General features: G+C 75.4%; 14 protein-coding genes and 2 pseudogenes. 5 read left to right on the top strand and 11 right to left on the bottom strand.

Annotation, left to right across the window (positions count from 1 at the left end; genetic code table 11):
• Window positions 1–47 precede the first annotated feature (47 nt).
• A pseudogene (locus tag ACYVKY_RS21055) lies at window positions 48–506 on the bottom strand (P1 family peptidase); the annotation flags it as partial.
• 45 nt (window positions 507–551) lie between these two features.
• Here ACYVKY_RS21055 and ACYVKY_RS21060 point away from each other — a divergent pair.
• Entirely contained in the window at window positions 552–1,385 is an 834-nt protein-coding gene (locus ACYVKY_RS21060) for a CPBP family intramembrane glutamic endopeptidase (RefSeq protein ID WP_460436943.1), read from the top strand.
• Window positions 1,386–1,388: 3 nt separating this feature from the next.
• On the opposite strand, the gene ACYVKY_RS21065 is transcribed toward ACYVKY_RS21060, so the two are convergent.
• The 4 genes from ACYVKY_RS21065 to ACYVKY_RS21080 form a co-directional block, all read right to left on the bottom strand.
• On the bottom strand, window positions 1,389–2,303 hold the full coding sequence (locus ACYVKY_RS21065) for an ABC transporter substrate-binding protein (protein ID WP_460436944.1): 915 nt from the start codon (window positions 2,301–2,303) through the stop codon (window positions 1,389–1,391).
• Window positions 2,300–4,243 carry a putative bifunctional diguanylate cyclase/phosphodiesterase gene (locus ACYVKY_RS21070; protein WP_460436945.1) on the bottom strand — a complete coding sequence of 648 codons (1,944 nt, stop codon included), beginning with the start codon at window positions 4,241–4,243 and terminating at the stop codon, window positions 2,300–2,302. Before ACYVKY_RS21070 ends, ACYVKY_RS21065 begins: the two co-directional genes overlap by 4 nt.
• Before the next feature lie 71 nt (window positions 4,244–4,314).
• Window positions 4,315–4,908 carry a hypothetical protein gene (locus tag ACYVKY_RS21075; RefSeq protein WP_460436946.1) on the bottom strand — a complete coding sequence of 198 codons (594 nt, stop codon included), beginning with the start codon at window positions 4,906–4,908 and terminating at the stop codon, window positions 4,315–4,317.
• Window positions 4,909–4,947: 39 nt separating this feature from the next.
• The gene (locus ACYVKY_RS21080) at window positions 4,948–6,468 is read right to left on the bottom strand and encodes an aminopeptidase P family protein (RefSeq protein ID WP_460436947.1); all 1,521 of its coding nucleotides are present in this window, start codon (window positions 6,466–6,468) and stop codon (window positions 4,948–4,950) included.
• 91 nt (window positions 6,469–6,559) lie between these two features.
• On the opposite strand from ACYVKY_RS21080, the gene ACYVKY_RS21085 reads away from it, so the two are divergent.
• Window positions 6,560–7,060: a MaoC family dehydratase gene (locus ACYVKY_RS21085; RefSeq protein ID WP_460436948.1), complete on the top strand. Its 501-nt coding sequence runs from the start codon at window positions 6,560–6,562 to the stop codon at window positions 7,058–7,060.
• Here ACYVKY_RS21085 and ACYVKY_RS21090 read toward each other — a convergent pair.
• Genes ACYVKY_RS21090 through ACYVKY_RS21105 form a run of 4 tightly spaced genes read right to left on the bottom strand, consistent with a single transcriptional unit; the run spans window position 7,057 to window position 11,064 of the window.
• The gene (locus ACYVKY_RS21090) at window positions 7,057–7,404 is read right to left on the bottom strand and encodes a DUF2200 domain-containing protein (protein ID WP_460436949.1); all 348 of its coding nucleotides are present in this window, start codon (window positions 7,402–7,404) and stop codon (window positions 7,057–7,059) included. The genes ACYVKY_RS21085 and ACYVKY_RS21090 overlap by 4 nt on opposite strands.
• Before the next feature lie 32 nt (window positions 7,405–7,436).
• Window positions 7,437–9,572, bottom strand: coding sequence for a xanthine dehydrogenase family protein molybdopterin-binding subunit (locus ACYVKY_RS21095; RefSeq protein ID WP_460436950.1), 2,136 nt, complete (start codon window positions 9,570–9,572; stop codon window positions 7,437–7,439).
• Entirely contained in the window at window positions 9,569–10,561 is a 993-nt protein-coding gene (locus ACYVKY_RS21100; RefSeq protein WP_460436951.1) for an FAD binding domain-containing protein, read from the bottom strand. The genes ACYVKY_RS21095 and ACYVKY_RS21100 overlap by 4 nt, the downstream gene beginning before the upstream one ends.
• Entirely contained in the window at window positions 10,558–11,064 is a 507-nt protein-coding gene (locus ACYVKY_RS21105) for a CoxS/CutS family dehydrogenase iron-sulfur subunit (RefSeq protein ID WP_460436952.1), read from the bottom strand. The genes ACYVKY_RS21100 and ACYVKY_RS21105 overlap by 4 nt, the downstream gene beginning before the upstream one ends.
• Window positions 11,065–11,223: 159 nt before the next feature.
• Between ACYVKY_RS21105 and ACYVKY_RS21110 the strand changes: the two genes are divergently transcribed.
• Both ACYVKY_RS21110 and ACYVKY_RS21115 read left to right on the top strand, forming a co-directional pair.
• The gene (locus ACYVKY_RS21110) at window positions 11,224–12,312 is read left to right on the top strand and encodes a lytic transglycosylase domain-containing protein (RefSeq protein ID WP_460436953.1); all 1,089 of its coding nucleotides are present in this window, start codon (window positions 11,224–11,226) and stop codon (window positions 12,310–12,312) included.
• 4 nt (window positions 12,313–12,316) lie between these two features.
• Window positions 12,317–13,159 carry a PHP domain-containing protein gene (locus tag ACYVKY_RS21115; protein ID WP_460436954.1) on the top strand — a complete coding sequence of 281 codons (843 nt, stop codon included), beginning with the start codon at window positions 12,317–12,319 and terminating at the stop codon, window positions 13,157–13,159.
• Here the strand turns inward: ACYVKY_RS21115 and ACYVKY_RS21120 are convergent.
• Window positions 13,156–13,536 (bottom strand): ATP-binding protein, encoded by a 381-nt coding sequence (locus ACYVKY_RS21120; RefSeq protein WP_460436955.1) that lies wholly within the window; start codon window positions 13,534–13,536, stop codon window positions 13,156–13,158. The two genes, ACYVKY_RS21115 and ACYVKY_RS21120, sit on opposite strands and share 4 nt — an antisense overlap.
• 56 nt (window positions 13,537–13,592) lie before the next feature.
• On the opposite strand from ACYVKY_RS21120, the gene ACYVKY_RS21125 reads away from it, so the two are divergent.
• Window positions 13,593–14,378: a ParA family protein gene (locus ACYVKY_RS21125; protein WP_460436956.1), complete on the top strand. Its 786-nt coding sequence runs from the start codon at window positions 13,593–13,595 to the stop codon at window positions 14,376–14,378.
• On the opposite strand, the pseudogene ACYVKY_RS21130 reads toward ACYVKY_RS21125, so the two are convergent.
• Window positions 14,351–15,287 (bottom strand): annotated as a pseudogene (locus ACYVKY_RS21130) (hypothetical protein); the annotation flags it as partial. The gene ACYVKY_RS21125 and the pseudogene ACYVKY_RS21130 overlap by 28 nt on opposite strands.

Raw genomic sequence — 15,287 nt, forward strand, 5'->3', positions numbered from 1 at the left:
CGGCTCGTGGTCGAGGACGACTACGACGCCGAGCACCGCTACGACCGCGCCCCGGTGCCGGCGCCCACCGTCCCGCGCGCGACGGGCCCGGACGTCGCGAGCACCGCTGCCTCGTAGCCCATGTCGGCGTCCGGGCGCGCGTCCCACTGGCCGCCGCGGCCGAGGTCGAACACGCACGCGGCAGGCACCACCGGCACCACCAGCGGCCGGTCGTCGTCGCCGACGGCGACGGGGAACCCGCGTCCCTGCTCCTCGCACCAGCGCTGCACGCCGTGCGCGGCCACCAGCCCGAACGCCGACCCGCCCGTGAGCACCACGGCGTCGACGGTGTCGACGAGGGTGCCGGGGGCGAGGGCGTCGGTCTCGTGCGTGCCCGGGCCGCCGCCGCGGACGTCGACGCCGCCGACGGTGCCGGGCGGCGGGACGACGACGGTGACGCCCGTCGCCCAGCCCTCGCCGCTGCGCTGCGCGTGCCCGACGAGCACGCCCTCGACCTCGGTGATCACCGCGACATCGTCGCACCGGACGGCCCACCCGGTACGGTTCGGCAGGTGGCGACCGGAACCGACGCGGCCCCCGACGTCACCGCGCCGCCCGCGGCCCTGTCGTGGCGGCTGGTGCCGGGGGTGCTCACCGCCGCGTCCGGCCTGGCGCTGTTCGGCCTGCACTGGCGGCCGTGGGGCTACCTGGTGCTGCTCGCGGCGGTGGCGACCGCGGTCGTGGTCGACCGCCGCCTCGCGCGCGACCTCGGGCTGATCGCGTTCGGGCTCGTCACGATCAGCCTGGTCGAGATCAACACCGACATCTCCTACGCGCACATGGCCGTGATGGGGCTGGCCCTCACCGTCGCCGTGGCGGTGCCGTACCTGGTGTCGCGGTACGGCTACAGCGACCACGCGATCCGGTTCCCGATCACCACCGGCCAGCGTTGGACGACCGCCGAGCGCTGGTACCTCGTCGCCGTCGTCGTGCTGGGCTGGCTGATCCTGCCGGTCTACATGATCCGCACCGGCGTCTACGAGAACTGGCCCGCGGCGTCCGACCCGAGCACGCTCACCCGGCTGTTCGTCGGCACCAACGCCCTCGGCATCTGGGACGAGCTGTTCTTCATCTGCACCTGCTTCGCGCTGCTGCGCCGGCACTACCCCGACTGGCTGGCGAACCTGCTGCAGGCGGTGCTGTTCACCTCGTTCCTGTGGGAGCTCGGGTTCCACGCGTGGGGGCCGTTCCTCATCTACCCGTTCGCGCTGGTGCAGGGGTGGACGTTCCGCATCACCAAGTCGCTCACCTACGTGGTGTGCGTGCACCTGCTGTTCGACTTGGTGCTCTACCTCGTGCTCGTGCACGCGCACAACCGCGACTGGCTCGCGGTCTTCCTCTACTGAGGCTCAGCGGTCCGAGCGCGCCCCGGCGTTCACCGAGACGGTGCGCACCGCGCCGTCGGCGACGTCCCACTCCTCCAGCACCCGCTCGTAGGCGCCGGACTCGACCATCGCCTCCAGCGTCGCGCGCAGCGCGTCGCGCAGGGTCTCGCGGTCCTTGGCGACCGCGATGCCGTACAGACCCGGTTCGTACTGGACGTCGGACGCGAGCTGGTAGTCGGCCTGCGTCCGCGGCGCGGTCGACAGGTAGGCGGCCGGCGGGTAGTCGTTCAGCACCGCCGCGGCCCGGCCGGTGCGCAGCTCGACGAGCGCGTCGTCGTTCGTGTCGTACAGCTGCAGGTCGATCGGACCTGCTGCGCCGCAGGAGGTCTGGGTGCGCTCGAGCAGGTCGACCTGCACCGTCCCCTCCTCGACCGCGACCACCTGGCCGCACAGGTCGTCCAGGTCCGACAGGCCCTGCGGGTTGCCGCGCTGGACGACGATCGAGCTGCCCGCGCTGAAGTAGTTGACGAAGTCGACCACCTCCTGGCGCTCGGCCGTGTCGGTGATCGCGGCGATCGCGACGTCGTGCTCGTGCCCGGCGACCTCGTCGAGGATCGTGTCGAAGTCGGTGACGACCACCTCGACCCGGACGCCCAGCAGCTCGCCTATCGCGGCGGCCAGCGCCGGCTCGAAGCCGGTGACGGTGCGGCCGTCCGGGGCGAAGAACGAGGCCGGCGCGTACGAGGCGTCGGTCGCCACCGTCAGCACGCCCGCGTCGACGACGTCGTCCGGCAGCAGCGCGCGCAGCGCGGGGTCGGCGGCCGCGGTCGTCGCGGCGACGGCGTCGGCCGCCTCGGACCCGCAGGCCGACAGCGCGCACGCCGCCACCGACAGGGCCGCGAGCAGCGCGAGCGGGGTGCGCGGACGGGCAGCGGTCATGACAGCGCCTCCTGCGGCGTGGGGACGGCGGACGCGGTGAGCAGGTCGGTCCAGGGGGTCGGCCGCGAGTACCAGTAGCCCTGGGCGCAGTCGCAGCCGAGCTCGCGCAGCCACCGGGCCGCGTGCTCGGTCTCGACCCCCTCGGCGGTCACGGTCAGCCCGAGCCCGTGCGCCATCGTCACCAGCGAGCTGACCACCTCGCGGTCGGCGGTGCTGGTCTCGACCTCGGCGACGAAGGCGCGGTCGATCTTCACCTCGTGCAGGGCCAGCGAGCGCAGGTGCGACAGGCTGGCGTAGCCCACGCCGAAGTCGTCCAGGGCGGTGCGCACGCCGGCCGCGTCGAGCTGCTCGAGCACCCGGGCGGCCACCGACGCGTCGACGGCGAGGGCCGTCTCGGTCACCTCGAGCAGCAGCCGGCCGCGGTCGACGCCGCTGTCGCCGAGCAGGTCGAGCACGGTGGCGGCCAGGCCGTCGTGCAGGTTGCGCGCCGACACGTTCACCGACAGGTCCCAGGTCGCGCCGGCGCGCGTCCAGGTGGCGCAGTCGCGCAGCGCCCGCGCCAGCACCCACCGGGTGAACGGTTCGATCAGGCCCGACTGCTCGACCGTGGGCAGGAAGTCGTTCGGGGGCACCAGGCCGCGCTCGGGGTGCTGCCAGCGCACCAGCGCCTCGACCCGCGTGGTCTCGCCGGACGCCAGATCGACGACCGGCTGGTAGTGCAGCACGAGCTCGTCGTGCTCCAGGGCGCGCCGCAGCTCGGTCTGCAGGCCGAGGGCCCCGGTGGGGGACGTGGCCAGCTCGGGGTCGTAGACGACCACGCTGCTCGTCCCGCGCTTGCCCTGGTACATGGCGGCGTCGGCGGCGCGCAGCAGCGCGTCGCCGTCCCTGCCGTCGCGCGGGTGCAGCGCGACCCCGAAGCTGGCCTCGACCGAGACCTGGACGCCGTCGAGGTCGATGCTGCGGGTCACCTCCTGCACGACCCGGTCGAGCAGCGCGCGCGCGTCGGCGGCGGTGCCGATGCCGGGCAGCACCAGGCCGAACTCGTCGCCGCCGAGGCGGGCGACGGTGTCGTCGGTGCGCAGCGTCTCGACCAGGCGGCGGCCGACGCAGCGCAGCAGCTCGTCGCCGGCGTGGTGGCCGAGGGTGTCGTTGACCTGCTTGAACCGGTCGAGGTCGACCAGCACGACCGCGACCGGGCCGTCGGCCCGGGTGGCGCTCTCGACCTTGCGCCGGAACAGCTCGCGGTTGCCCAGACCGGTGAGGGGGTCGTGGACGGCGTCGTGGGCGGCCCGGTCGGCGTCGCGGCTGAGCCGCCGGGTCGTCGACCACGAGATGAGCCCGAGCACCACGTAGAGCGCGCCGAGGCCCATGCCGAGGCGCTGGAAGGTGCGCGTGGACGCCGCGTCGACCTCGGCCTGGATCGCGTCGTACGGCAGCGTCAGCTCCAGCACCCCGACCGCGCGACCGGACGAGCTCGCGATCAGCGGCCGGAGGACGCGGATGGTCGCGGGGTCGGCGCCGACGTCGACCGCCGCGCGCGCGTCGCCGAGGGCAGCCGCCTGGAAGTCGGGGTGGGTCGCGGGCAGCGCGCCGCTGACCCGGCCGTCGTCGGAGAAGACGACGGCGCCGTCGAAGTCGCGCAGCCGCAGCCGCAGCACCGAGCCGCGGAAGATGGCCAGGTCGGTGGCGTCCTGCAGCCGCTGCTCCTCGACGCCGGACAGCCCGTCGCGCAGGTCGTCGCCGGACAGCGCCGGGGCGATCGCCATCTCCTCGATGACGGCGGCCTGCGAGCTCGCGGACGACAGACCGCGCAGGACGCCGTCCTGGCGGTGGCCGTGGGTCAGGACGGCGCCCAGAGCCAGCACCGGGACGAGGCTGGCCACCGCGTAGGTGACGAACAGCCTCGTGCCGGCGCGCAGATCGGGACGCACGACGCGCATCCCGTCCCATCGGCTGGTCGGGGTGGGAGGTGTAGCCGCAGGTCAGGAGCAGTTTCCGGCGGGCGGGCCGGTCAGAAGAAGGTGTAGGCCCGGCGCGAGAGGGAGAAGCCGCGGCCGGTGCTGTTCTGCACGCACCGCATGCCGGCCTCGCTCGAGGCGCACGCGTAGTCGCCGACCGTGACCGACCGGCCGTACGCGAGGGTGCCGCCGCCGGCGCCGACGATCGAGGCGTCGGCGCACACGATCTGCGGGCCGTTGCCGTCGACCAGCACCCCGGGGCCCCACACGGGCGCCGTGCAGGTGGGCGGCTGGGCGCCGGCGTCCCACGTCTTCTCGGCGATGTCGCAGCGGGCGCCCGCCTCGCTGATCGCGCACCAGATGTTGCCGCTCGGCGAGGCGAACAGGGTCTGCGGGGGCGGCGGCGGGGCGGGTTCGGGCGGCTGCTCGCCGGTGCCCTCGGCCGGGGGCGCGGCGGTGTCGGTGGGCGCGGGCACCGACGGCTGGGTGGTGTTCGGGATCAGCTGGTCGGCGGCCTGGTCGGTCACCCGGCCGAGGGTCTGGAAGGCGAGCACGAGGCCCACGACGCAGACGACGGCGGCGAACACCATCACCACCGCGGTGTTGCGGCGGCGCAGCCGCTCGCGCTCGGGCAGCTCCCGGCTCATCTGTCGTGCTCCCTCGCTCCGGCGGGACTCCGGGGCCGGTCAGCCCCGCAGCCGGGCCATCCAGGCCTCGACGTCCCCCGACGACCGGGGCAGCATGCCAGACAGGTTCTCGCAGCCGTCCTGCGTGACGAGCACGTCGTCCTCGATCCGCACCCCGATGCCGCGCAGGTGCTCGGGCACCGCGAGGTCGTCGGCGCGGAAGTACAGGCCCGGCTCGATCGTGAAGACCATGCCCGGACGCAGCTCGGCGTCCAGGTACATCTCGCGCCGCGCCTGCGCGCAGTCGTGCACGTCGATGCCGAGGTGGTGCGAGGTGCCGTGCACCATCCAGCGCCGGTGGTAGCCGCCGGTCTCGGCGTCCAGCGACTCCTGCGCGCCCACCGGCAGCAGGCCCCACTCGTCCAGGCGCTCGGCGATCACCTGCATCGCCGCGGCGTGCAGGTCGCGGAACCGCGTGCCCGGCCTCGCGACGGCGAACGCGGCGTCGGCCGCCTCGCGCACGGCGTCGTAGACCTGGCGCTGGGCGTCGGTGAAGGTGCCGTCGACGGGCAGCGTGCGGGTGACGTCGGCGGTGTAGAGCGAGTCGACCTCGACGCCGGCGTCGACCAGGATCAGGTCGCCCTCGTGCACCTCGCCGTCGTTGCGGATCCAGTGCAGCGTGTTCGCGTGGTCGCCCGAGGCCGCGATCGTGTCGTACCCCGGGCCGTTGCCCTCGCGCCGCGCGCTCAGGTTGAAGACGGTCTCGACGACCCGCTCGCCGCGGTGGTGGGCGACGGCCTCGGGGAGGGCCCGCACGATGTCCTCGAACCCGGCCGCGCTCGCCGCCACGGCGGCGCGCAGCTGCGCGACCTCCCACTCGTCCTTGACCAGGCGCAGCTCCGAGAGGGCCTCGGCGAGCGCGCCGTCGAGCTCGGCGTACTCCTCGTCCGACAGTCCGGACGCGGCGCGCGCCTCGGCCACCTCGGCCTCGACGGCCGGGTCGGACAGCGGGACGACCCGCACCCGCACGCCGTCCTGGCCGACGTCCTTGCGCAGCGCGTCGCCCAGCTCGTCGACGTGCGCGGTGGCGAGGCCGAGCTCGGCCTCGACCTCCTCGAGCGAGGGGCGCACGCCGACCCAGAGCTCGCCGTAGCGGGCGTCCCCGTAGAACTCCTCGGTGTCGCGCTCGGCGCGCGGGCGGAAGTACAGGACGGCGTCGTGGCCGTCCGGGGAGCCGTCCTCGCCGGTGCGCGGGTGCAGCACGAGCACGGCGTCCGGCTCCCGGTCGGTGCCGAGGCCGGTGAGGTGCGCGAACGCCGAGTGCGGGCGGAACCGGTAGTCGCTGTCGTTCGAGCGCACCTTCAGCCCCCCGGCGGGCAGCACCAGCCGCTCGCCCGGGAACAGCGCGCTCACCGCCTCGCGCCGGGCCGCCGCGTAGGGCGCCACCTCGGCGCGCTCGGGCAGCGCGTCGGGCCGGGGACCCCAGTTGTCGGCGATGAAGGCCTTGAACGCCTCGGACGTCGGCCGCTGGCTGCGGTTCTCGACGCGCTCCTCCAGCGGCTGGTCGCTCTGCTCGGACATGCCGGGCATCCTCGCACGGGTCACGCACCGTGACCGAGCCCACGTCGCGACCGCATTCCGACCGGTGGTGGCGGCGGGCAGGATGACCGCCATGCAGTTCGGACGCACCTTCGAGGAGTTCGAGGTCGGCGCTGTCTACAAGCACTGGCCCGGCAAGACCGTCACCGAGTACGACGACCACCTGTTCTGCCTGCTGACGATGAACCACCACCCGCTGCACCTGGACGCGAACTACGCGGGCACGACGGTGCAGGGGAAGAACGTCGTGGTCGGCAACTACGTGTACTCGCTCCTGCTCGGCATGAGCGTCCCGGACGTGTCGGGCAAGGCGATCGCCAACCTCGAGGTCACGAGCCTCAAGCACGTGGCGCCCACCTTCCACGGCGACACGATCTACGGCGAGACCACCGTGCTCGACAAGCGCGAGTCGACGTCCAAGGACGACCGCGGCGTCGTCACCGTCGAGACCCGCGGGTACAACCAGGACGGCACCCTGGTGTGCGTGTTCCAGCGCGCGGTGATGGTGCCGAAGCAGGTCTACCTCGACGCCCGCGGCGGCGAGCTCCCCGGCCGGCCCGAGCCCAGCACCTAGGCCGAGCGCAGCACCTTCGTCATCGGCCGGCCCTTCGCGAGCTCGTCGACGAGCTTGTCGAGGTAGCGGATGCGGCGCATCAGGGGGTCCTCGACCTCCTGCACCTTCACCCCGCAGACCGAGCCGGTGATCGACGACGCCAGCGGGTTGAGCTCGGCCGCGGCGAAGAAGTCCTCGAACGTCGTGCGGGCGTCGAGGTGCGCGCGCAGCTGGGCCTCGTCGAACCCGGTCAGCCAGCGCACCACCTCGGCGACCTCGTCGGCGGTGCGGCCCTTGCGCTCGGCCTTGGTCACGTAGTGCGGGTACACGTCGGCGACGGCGGTGGTGAAGATCCGGTGCTGCACCCGCCGAGGCTAGCTGCGGGTCACCCGCCCGGTCAGCCCCTCGACGGGTGGTCGCGCAGCGCCGGCAGGTCGTCGGCCAGGTCGAGGAACCGGTCGGCGGTGACGGGCAGGTCGCGCACCCGCACGCCGGTGGCGTGCCAGGCGGCGTTCGCGACGGCGGCGGCGGTGCCGACGATCCCGATCTCGCCGATGCCGCGCGCCCCCATCGGGTTGGCCAGCGGGTCCTCCTCGTCGAGCCAGTGCACCTCGACGTCCGGCACGTCGGCGTGCGCCGCCACGTGGTAGCTCGCGAGGTCCTGGGTGACGACGTGGCCGAACCGGCTGTCGCGCACCGACTCCTCGAGAAGCCCGGTCGACAGGCCCATCGTCATGCCGCCGAGCAGCTGCGAGCGCGCCGTGACCGGGTTGACGATTCGGCCGGCCGAGAACACGCCGAGCGCCCGCGTCACCCGCGGCTCGCCGGTCCAGACGTCGACCCGCAGCTCGACGAACTGGGCGCCGAACGAGTGCAGCGAGTACCGCTTCGTGTTGTCGTTCGGGTCGGGTGCCGCGCTGGTCTCGCTGCCGGGTGCGGGGTCGTCGCCGTGCTCCTCGCGGAACGCCCGCGCCGTCGCCACGACCGCCGAGCCCCACGACGCCGTGCCCGACGAGCCGCCGGCGACGCTCGCGCGCGGCAGCCGGCTGTCGGCGATGGCCACGTCGACGTCGTCGACCCCCACCCCGAGGGCGTCGGCCGAGATCTGCGTCAGGACGGTGAGCGCGCCCGTCCCGATGTCGGACGCGCCGATCTCGACGGCGTAGCGGCCGCGGGGGAGCGCGCGCACCGTCGCCCGGTTGCCGGGCTGCTGGTAGTACGGGTAGGTCGAGGCGGCCACGCCCCAGCCGACGAGCCGGTCGTCCTCCAGGCGCGTCCCCGGGCGCGGGTCGCGCGCGTCCCACCCGAACAGCTCCGCGCCGCGGCGCAGGCACTCGACCAGGTGCCGGTGGCCGAACGGCAGGCCCTTCTCCGGGTCGACGTCCGGCTCGTTGCGCACGCGGAGCTCGACGGGGTCGACCCCGCACGCCACGGCCAGCTCGTCCATGGCGACCTCGTGCGCGAACATGCCCGGCATCTCGCCGGGCGCCCGCATCCACGACGGGACGGCGACGTCGAGCGGCACGAGCCGGTGCGACGTGCGCCGGTCCGGCGCGGCGTACATGTGCCGCGTCGCGATCGCGGTCTGCTCGGCGAACTCCTTGATCGCGGAGGTCTGCTCGACGACCTGGTGGTCGATGCCGCGCAGGGTGCCGTCGCGGTCGGCGGCCAGCCGGAAGCGCTGGATCGTCGCGGTCCGGTACCCGGCGAGCGCGAACATCTGCTGCCGGGTCAGCGCGAGCCGGACGGGGCGCCCCGGGTGCGCCCGGGCCACGAGCGCCGCGACGACGTCGTGGGCGTGCGGCATGCCCTTGCTGCCGAAACCGCCCCCGACGTAGGGCGACTGGACGAGCACCTGCGCCGGCTGCAGGCCGAGCAGCGGGGCGATCGTGCGCACGACGCCGTGCACGCTCTGCGTCGACGCGTGCAGCACCAGGGTGGGCTCGTCGTCCTCCGGCTCGTCGTCCCAGCGGGCGGTGACGGCGTGCGGCTCCATCGGGTTGTTGTGCTCGTAGGGCGTCGTGTACGTCTCGTCGACGACGACCTCGGCATCGGCCAGCGCGGCGTCGAGATCGCCTGCGGCGGTGTCGGTGTCGAACGCCGGGTTCACCTTGTCGGGCTTGTACAGCTCGGGGTCGTCGGTGCGCAGCTCGGCCCGGTGCGGCTGCTCGTCGTACTGCACCTCGACGAGCGCGGCGCCCTCGCGCGCCGCCTCGGGGGTCTCGCCGACGACGGCGGCCACGACCTGGCCGCGGAACCCGACCCGGTCGTCCTGCAGCACCGCGTACTCGCGGTCGTCCGCCCCCTCCAGCCGCGGCGCGTCGGTGTGGTCGAGCACGGCGACGACGCCGGGGTGGGCCAGTGCGCCCGAGCGGTCGACCGACCGCACCCGCCCCTTCGCGACCCGCGACTGCACCAGCGCCACGTGGAGCGGCTCGTCGACCGGCACCTCGGCGGCGTACGCCGCGGCACCCGTCACCTTGGCGCGGCCCTCGAGCCGCGGGACGCCCTGACCGACGGCCGTGCTGGTCATGCCGACACCTCCCGTGCGAGCCCGAGGAGGGTGCGCGCGGTGGCACCCTCGAGCATCGCGAGCTTGTACCGGTTGCCCTCGCCCGCCTCCGCGGCCTCGAGCTCGTACCGCACCGCGGCGCGGACGGCCGGGCCGGTCACCCGCTGACCGCGCAGCTCGTCCTCGACGACCCTGGCGCGCCAGGGTGCGTGCGCCGCACCGCCCCAGGCGATCCGGACCTCCCGCGCCCGCCCGTCCTCGTCGAGGTCGAGCACCGCGGCGACCGAGACCAGCGCGAACGCGTAGGACGCCCGGTCGCGCACCTTGGTGTACGTCGAGCGGGCACCGCGCGGCAGCGACGCCACCTCGACGGCCGTGACCAGCTCGCCGTGCGCCAGCGTGGTGTCGCGCTCGGGCTCGTCGCCGGGCAGGCGGTGCAGGTCGGCGTACGGCAGGCGCCGCTCGCCGTCGGGGCCGAGCACGACGACCTCGGCGTCGAGCACGGCGAGCGCCACCGCCAGGTCGGACGGGTGCACCGCGACGCAGCGGTCGGAGGCGCCCAGCACCGCGTTGTACCGCTCGTACCCGCCGACGGCGGAGCAGCCGGACCCCGGTTCGCGCTTGTTGCAGGGCGTCGAGACGTCCTGGAAGTACACGCACCTCGTGCGCTGCAGCAGGTTGCCGGCCGTCGTCGCCTGGTGCCGGATCTGCCCCGAGGCGCCCGACAGCAGCGCCCGGGCGAGCACCTCGTAGCGCTCGCGCACCACGGCGTGGGCGGCCAGGTCGCTGTTGCGCACCGTGGCGCCGATGCGCAGGCCGCCGTCGGTGCCGACCACCTCGTCGAGGGGCAGCCGGCTCACGTCGACCAGCCGGCCGGGACGCGCGACGCCGAGCTTGAGGTGGTCGACCAGGTTGCTGCCGCCCGCCAGGAAGGACGCGTCGGGGTCGCCGGCGACCAGGCGCACCGCCTCGGCGGCGTCGGCGGCCCGCTCCCAGGTGTGCGCCCTCACGAGCGCGCCGCCTCGCGCACCGCGGCCACGATGTTCGCGTAGGCACCGCACCGGCAGAGGTTGCCGCTCATCCGTTCGCGGATCTCGTCGTCGGTGAGCTCGACGTCGGCCGTGAGGTCCTCGCTCACGTGGCTCGGTGCACCCTGCTTGGCCTCCTCGAGCACGCCGACGGCCGAGCACACCTGCCCGGGGGTGCAGTACCCGCACTGGTAGCCGTCCTCGGCGAGGAACGCCTCCTGCACCGGGTGCAGCGCGTCGCCCTCGCCCAGGCCGGCAGCGGTCACGACCTCGGCACCGTCCTGCGCGACCGCCAGGGTCAGGCAGGTGAGGTGCCGCCGTCCGTCGAGCAGCACCGTGCACGAGCCGCACTGCCCGTGGTCGCAGCCGCGCTTGACGCTCGTGACCGCGAGCCGCTCGCGCAGCGCGTCCAGGAGGGTGGTGCGGTGGTCGACGCGCACCCGGCGGGCCTCGCCGTCGACGGTCAGGCTGATCTCGGACTCCACGGGGGCCTCCTCCTCGACGCCGGTCCTGCCAGTCAAGGCGAGCCTGCGGGAGCCTGCAACCGGGTGACGCGCGGACGCCCAGCGTGACCCGTCCGGGCGTCCGGGCGGTCGGGCGCGCAGGGGGTCAGGGACGACCGGGGGCGCGCCGATGGGTCGCACGTGCGGGAGTGGTGGGTCCTCGGGTGGCGTCGTGCCCTGTCCGGCGTGCTCCTCGGCGCGGTCGCGTTCGGCGCGGCAGGTGCGTCCGCCGCCCCCGGCACCCATCGCGGTGACCCCGCCGCGCGTGGTTCCGCCGCCCTCACCTCGCCGTCGGCCACCGCCCTCGACGTCGTCCTGCACGTGCGCGCCCCCCACGCCGACCCCGTGGTCGTGAGCACCCCCGGGGCCGTCGAGGGGTTCGCGGCACCCGCGGCCGTCGTCGCGTCGGCGCTGCCGGCCGGCCTGACCGGCCCGCCCGGGACGTCCGGCCCGCTGGGGGTGCCCGACCGGGTCCTCGCGGCCTACCACCTGGCCGAGACGGTGCTCGCGCAGCGCGCGCCCTCGTGCCACGCGCCGTGGTGGATCCTGGCCGGCATCGGCCGGGTCGAGTCGCACCACGCGGGCAGCGGCCGGGTCGACGCCGCGGGCCGCACCCGGGGCGAGATCCTCGGCCCGCGGCTGGACGGATCGCTCGCCGGGACGCGGGTCGTGCCCGACAGCGACGGCGGCGCCCTCGACCTCGACCCGCAGTTCGACCGCGCCGTCGGGCCGATGCAGTTCCTGCCCGGCACCTGGCGCACCACCGGTGCGGACGCCGACGGCGACCGCCGGGCCGACCCGCACGACGTCGACGACGCCGCCCTGAGCGCCGGCCTCTACCTGTGCCGCGGCGGCACCGACCTGGCCGACGAGGCCCAGGTGCAGCGCGCCCTGCGCCGGTACAACAACTCGCAGGAGTACGTCGACACGGTGCTGGCCTGGGGCACGTCGTACCGCGAGCGCGCCGTGCCGGTGCCGGGTGCGGCCGGCACGATCGCACCCCCGCCGGTCGTGCCGACGCTGCCGACGGTGCCCGCGGGCCCCGTCCTGCCGCTGCCGTCGGTGCCGTCGGTGCCCGCCACGCCGCAGCCGGGGACGACGCCGACCCCGCCCGTCGTGACGCCGTCGCCGTCGCCCGAGCCGGCGCCCTCGCCGTCGCCGGGCACCGACCTCCCGCCCGAGCCCGCACCGGACCCCTCGCCCGCGCCCGTGGAGCCGTCCCTACCCTGACCGGGTGCGCATCGACCTCCACACGCACTCCGTGGCCTCCGACGGCACCCAGGCGCCGGCCGACCTGGTCGCCGAGGCGGCAGCAGTGGGGCTCGACGTCGTCGCGCTGACCGACCACGACTCCACCCGCGGCTGGGACGAGGCGGCGTCGGCCGCCTCGCGGCACGGCATCGCCCTGGTGCGCGGCGCCGAGATCTCCTGCGCCCGCTGGGGTGTCAGCGTGCACCTGCTCTCGTACCTGCACGACCCGAAGGCGCCGGGTCTGCTCGCCGAGACCGAGCGCGCGCGCTCCTCGCGCGAGTCGCGCGCGCGGCGGATGGCCGACCGCCTCGCCCGCGACTACGCGATCAGCTGGGACGACGTGCTCGCGCAGGCCGGCGAGGGCGCGACGATCGGGCGCCCGCACCTGGCCGACGCGCTGGTGGCCAGCGGCGCCTTCCCCGACCGCGACGCCGCGTTCGCGCAGGCGCTGCACCGCAGCTCGCGCTACCACGTGGCCCACTACGCGCCCGACCCCGCGGACGCCGTGCGCCTCGTGCGGGAGGCGGGTGGCGTCCCCGTCCTGGCGCACCCGTTCGCCGACCAGCGCGGCAGCACCCTCGACGAGGAGACCATCGAGGAGCTCGTCGAGGCCGGTCTCGCCGGTCTCGAGGTCGACCACCGCGACCACGACGACCGCGCCCGGGCGCGACTGCGCGCGTTCGCCGCCGCGCACGACCTGCTCGTCACCGGGTCGAGCGACTACCACGGGACGGGCAAGCGGAACCGGTTGGGGGAGAACACGACCCACCCGGACGCGCTCGCCCGCATCGAGGCCGCCGGCGCGCTGCCGGTGCTGCTGCCCTAGGCGGGCGGGTCGAGCTCGAACCAGACCCGCTTGCCGCCGGTGTCGAGCGGGCGCCAGCCCCACGAGCGGGCCAGCACCTGCACCAGGTGCAGGCCGCGGCCGTCCTCGTCGTCGACGCCCGCGTCACGCGCGGCCACGGCGTCGTCGGTGCGGTCGTGCACCTCGACCCGCAGCAGGGTGCCCTGCACCAGCCCGGCCGACAGCCGGATCGGCGCGCCGGCGTGCCGGATCGCGTTGGTGACGAGCTCGCTGGTCAGCAGGATCGCGACGTCGACGTGCTCGCCGCCCCACCCCCACGCGTCGAGGGTGCGCGCGAGCGCCCTGCGGGCACGACTGACCTCGCGGGGCCCCGACCCGAGCTCGGCGATCAGCTCCACGCCGCGATCATCCCACTGCGCGGCACCTGTCCGGGGGATCGGGTCGGGCTGGCACGATGGGCGCCGTGGGCAGGGTGCTGGCGGTCGCGAACCAGAAGGGCGGGGTCGCCAAGACGACCACCGTCGCGGCGCTCGGTGCCGCGCTGGCCGAGCAGGGGCACCGGGTGCTGCTCGTCGACCTCGACGCCCAGGCCTGCCTGACGTTCAGCCTGGGCATCGACCCCGACGAGGTCGAGGCCGGCATGCACGAGGTGCTCCTCGGCACCCTCGCCCCCCACGACGTGGCCGTCGACGTCGAACCCGGTGTGCGTCTGCTGCCCGCCACCATCGACCTGGCCGGCACCGAGGCCCAGCTGCTCGGGCGTCCGGGTCGCGAGTACGTGCTGCGCACCGCGCTCGAGACCGTGCGCGACGAGGTCGACGTCGTGCTGCTCGACTGCTCGCCCTCGCTCGGGGTGCTGACCCTGGCCGCGCTCACCGCCGCCGACGACGTGCTGGTGCCGCTGCAGTGCGAGATGCTCAGCCACCGCGGCGTCGGGCAGCTGCTCGACACCGTCGCCGACGTCACCCGCATCCTCAACCCGCGGCTGCGGGTGCTCGGGATCCTCCCCACCATGTACGACGCCCGCACCTCGCACGCGCGGGCCGTGCTGGCCGACGTGGGGGAGCGGTACGGGGTGCCGGTGCTCGAGCCGCCGATCCCGCGGTCGGTGAGGTTCGCCGAGGCGCCCGCGGTGGGCCGGTCGGTGCTGCGGACGGCGCGCAGCTCGCCCGGCGCCCGCGCCTACCGCGAAGTCGCCGCGGCGCTCGCGGCTCAGTGGGGGCTCGGCGCGGCGTCCTGAGCGGTCGCGAGCGAGCGCTCGGCCTCCTGCTCCACGACAGCGGGTGGCCCGTCGACCAGCGACCACCCCGCCCGCACGCCGACCCCGACGGCCGCGGCCGACCGCACGAGCCGGTCGGCCACCGCCGCCGCGCTCGCGGCGGTCCCGGTCGCGAGCAGCACCGCCACCCGCGCACCGTCGCCGCCCGCCGTGCGGTAGAGGGCGTCGCCGTGCCGCAGCTGGCCGTTGACCGCCTCGGCCAGCGTCGCCACGACGCCCGGGTCGTCGAGCGGGCCGGTGAAGGCGAGCAGCAGGTGGGTGCGGCTCACCTCGCCGCTGCGGATGGCGTCGATGCAGGCGTCGGTGAGGTCGTCGCGCAGCTGCTCGGGGGTGCCGAGCCGGGACAGCACCTCGTCGCGCCGCTCGGCCAGCTCGGCGGCGAGCCGGGCGGTGAGCAGGTTGCCCGCCGCGACGGAGACGAACAGCTCGAGGGCCGCCGCGACCGACGGGTCGGGCCGCACCGGCTCCTCGCCGAGGCACAGCAGCACGCCGCCGACCTGGCCGCTGGTCACCAGGGCGAGGGCGTGCACGGCGCGCACGCCGGCGTCGAGCAGGAAGCGCAGGTCGTCGCCGTCAGCCGGGCCCGGGGCGAGCAGCAGGGTGGTGGCGGGCCCGACCCGGTCGCAGACCCGGGCCAGCTGCTCCGGCGTCCAGGCCAGGGCCGGCGCGGCGAGCGGACCGGTGGCGGCCGACACCAGCCAGCCGCCGTCGGGCAGGTGCCGCACGAGCACGGCGCTGGCGCAGCGCGACAGCTCCGCGGCGCCCTCGACCACCACCCGCCGCAGCCGCTCGCGGTCCCCGTCGGCGCGCAGCTCCACCGCCAGGGCGGCCAGGCGCTGGGTGGGGGTCGCGGGCAGCCCGCCGAGCGCG

The sequence above is a fragment of the Angustibacter speluncae genome, assembly GCF_054777815.1.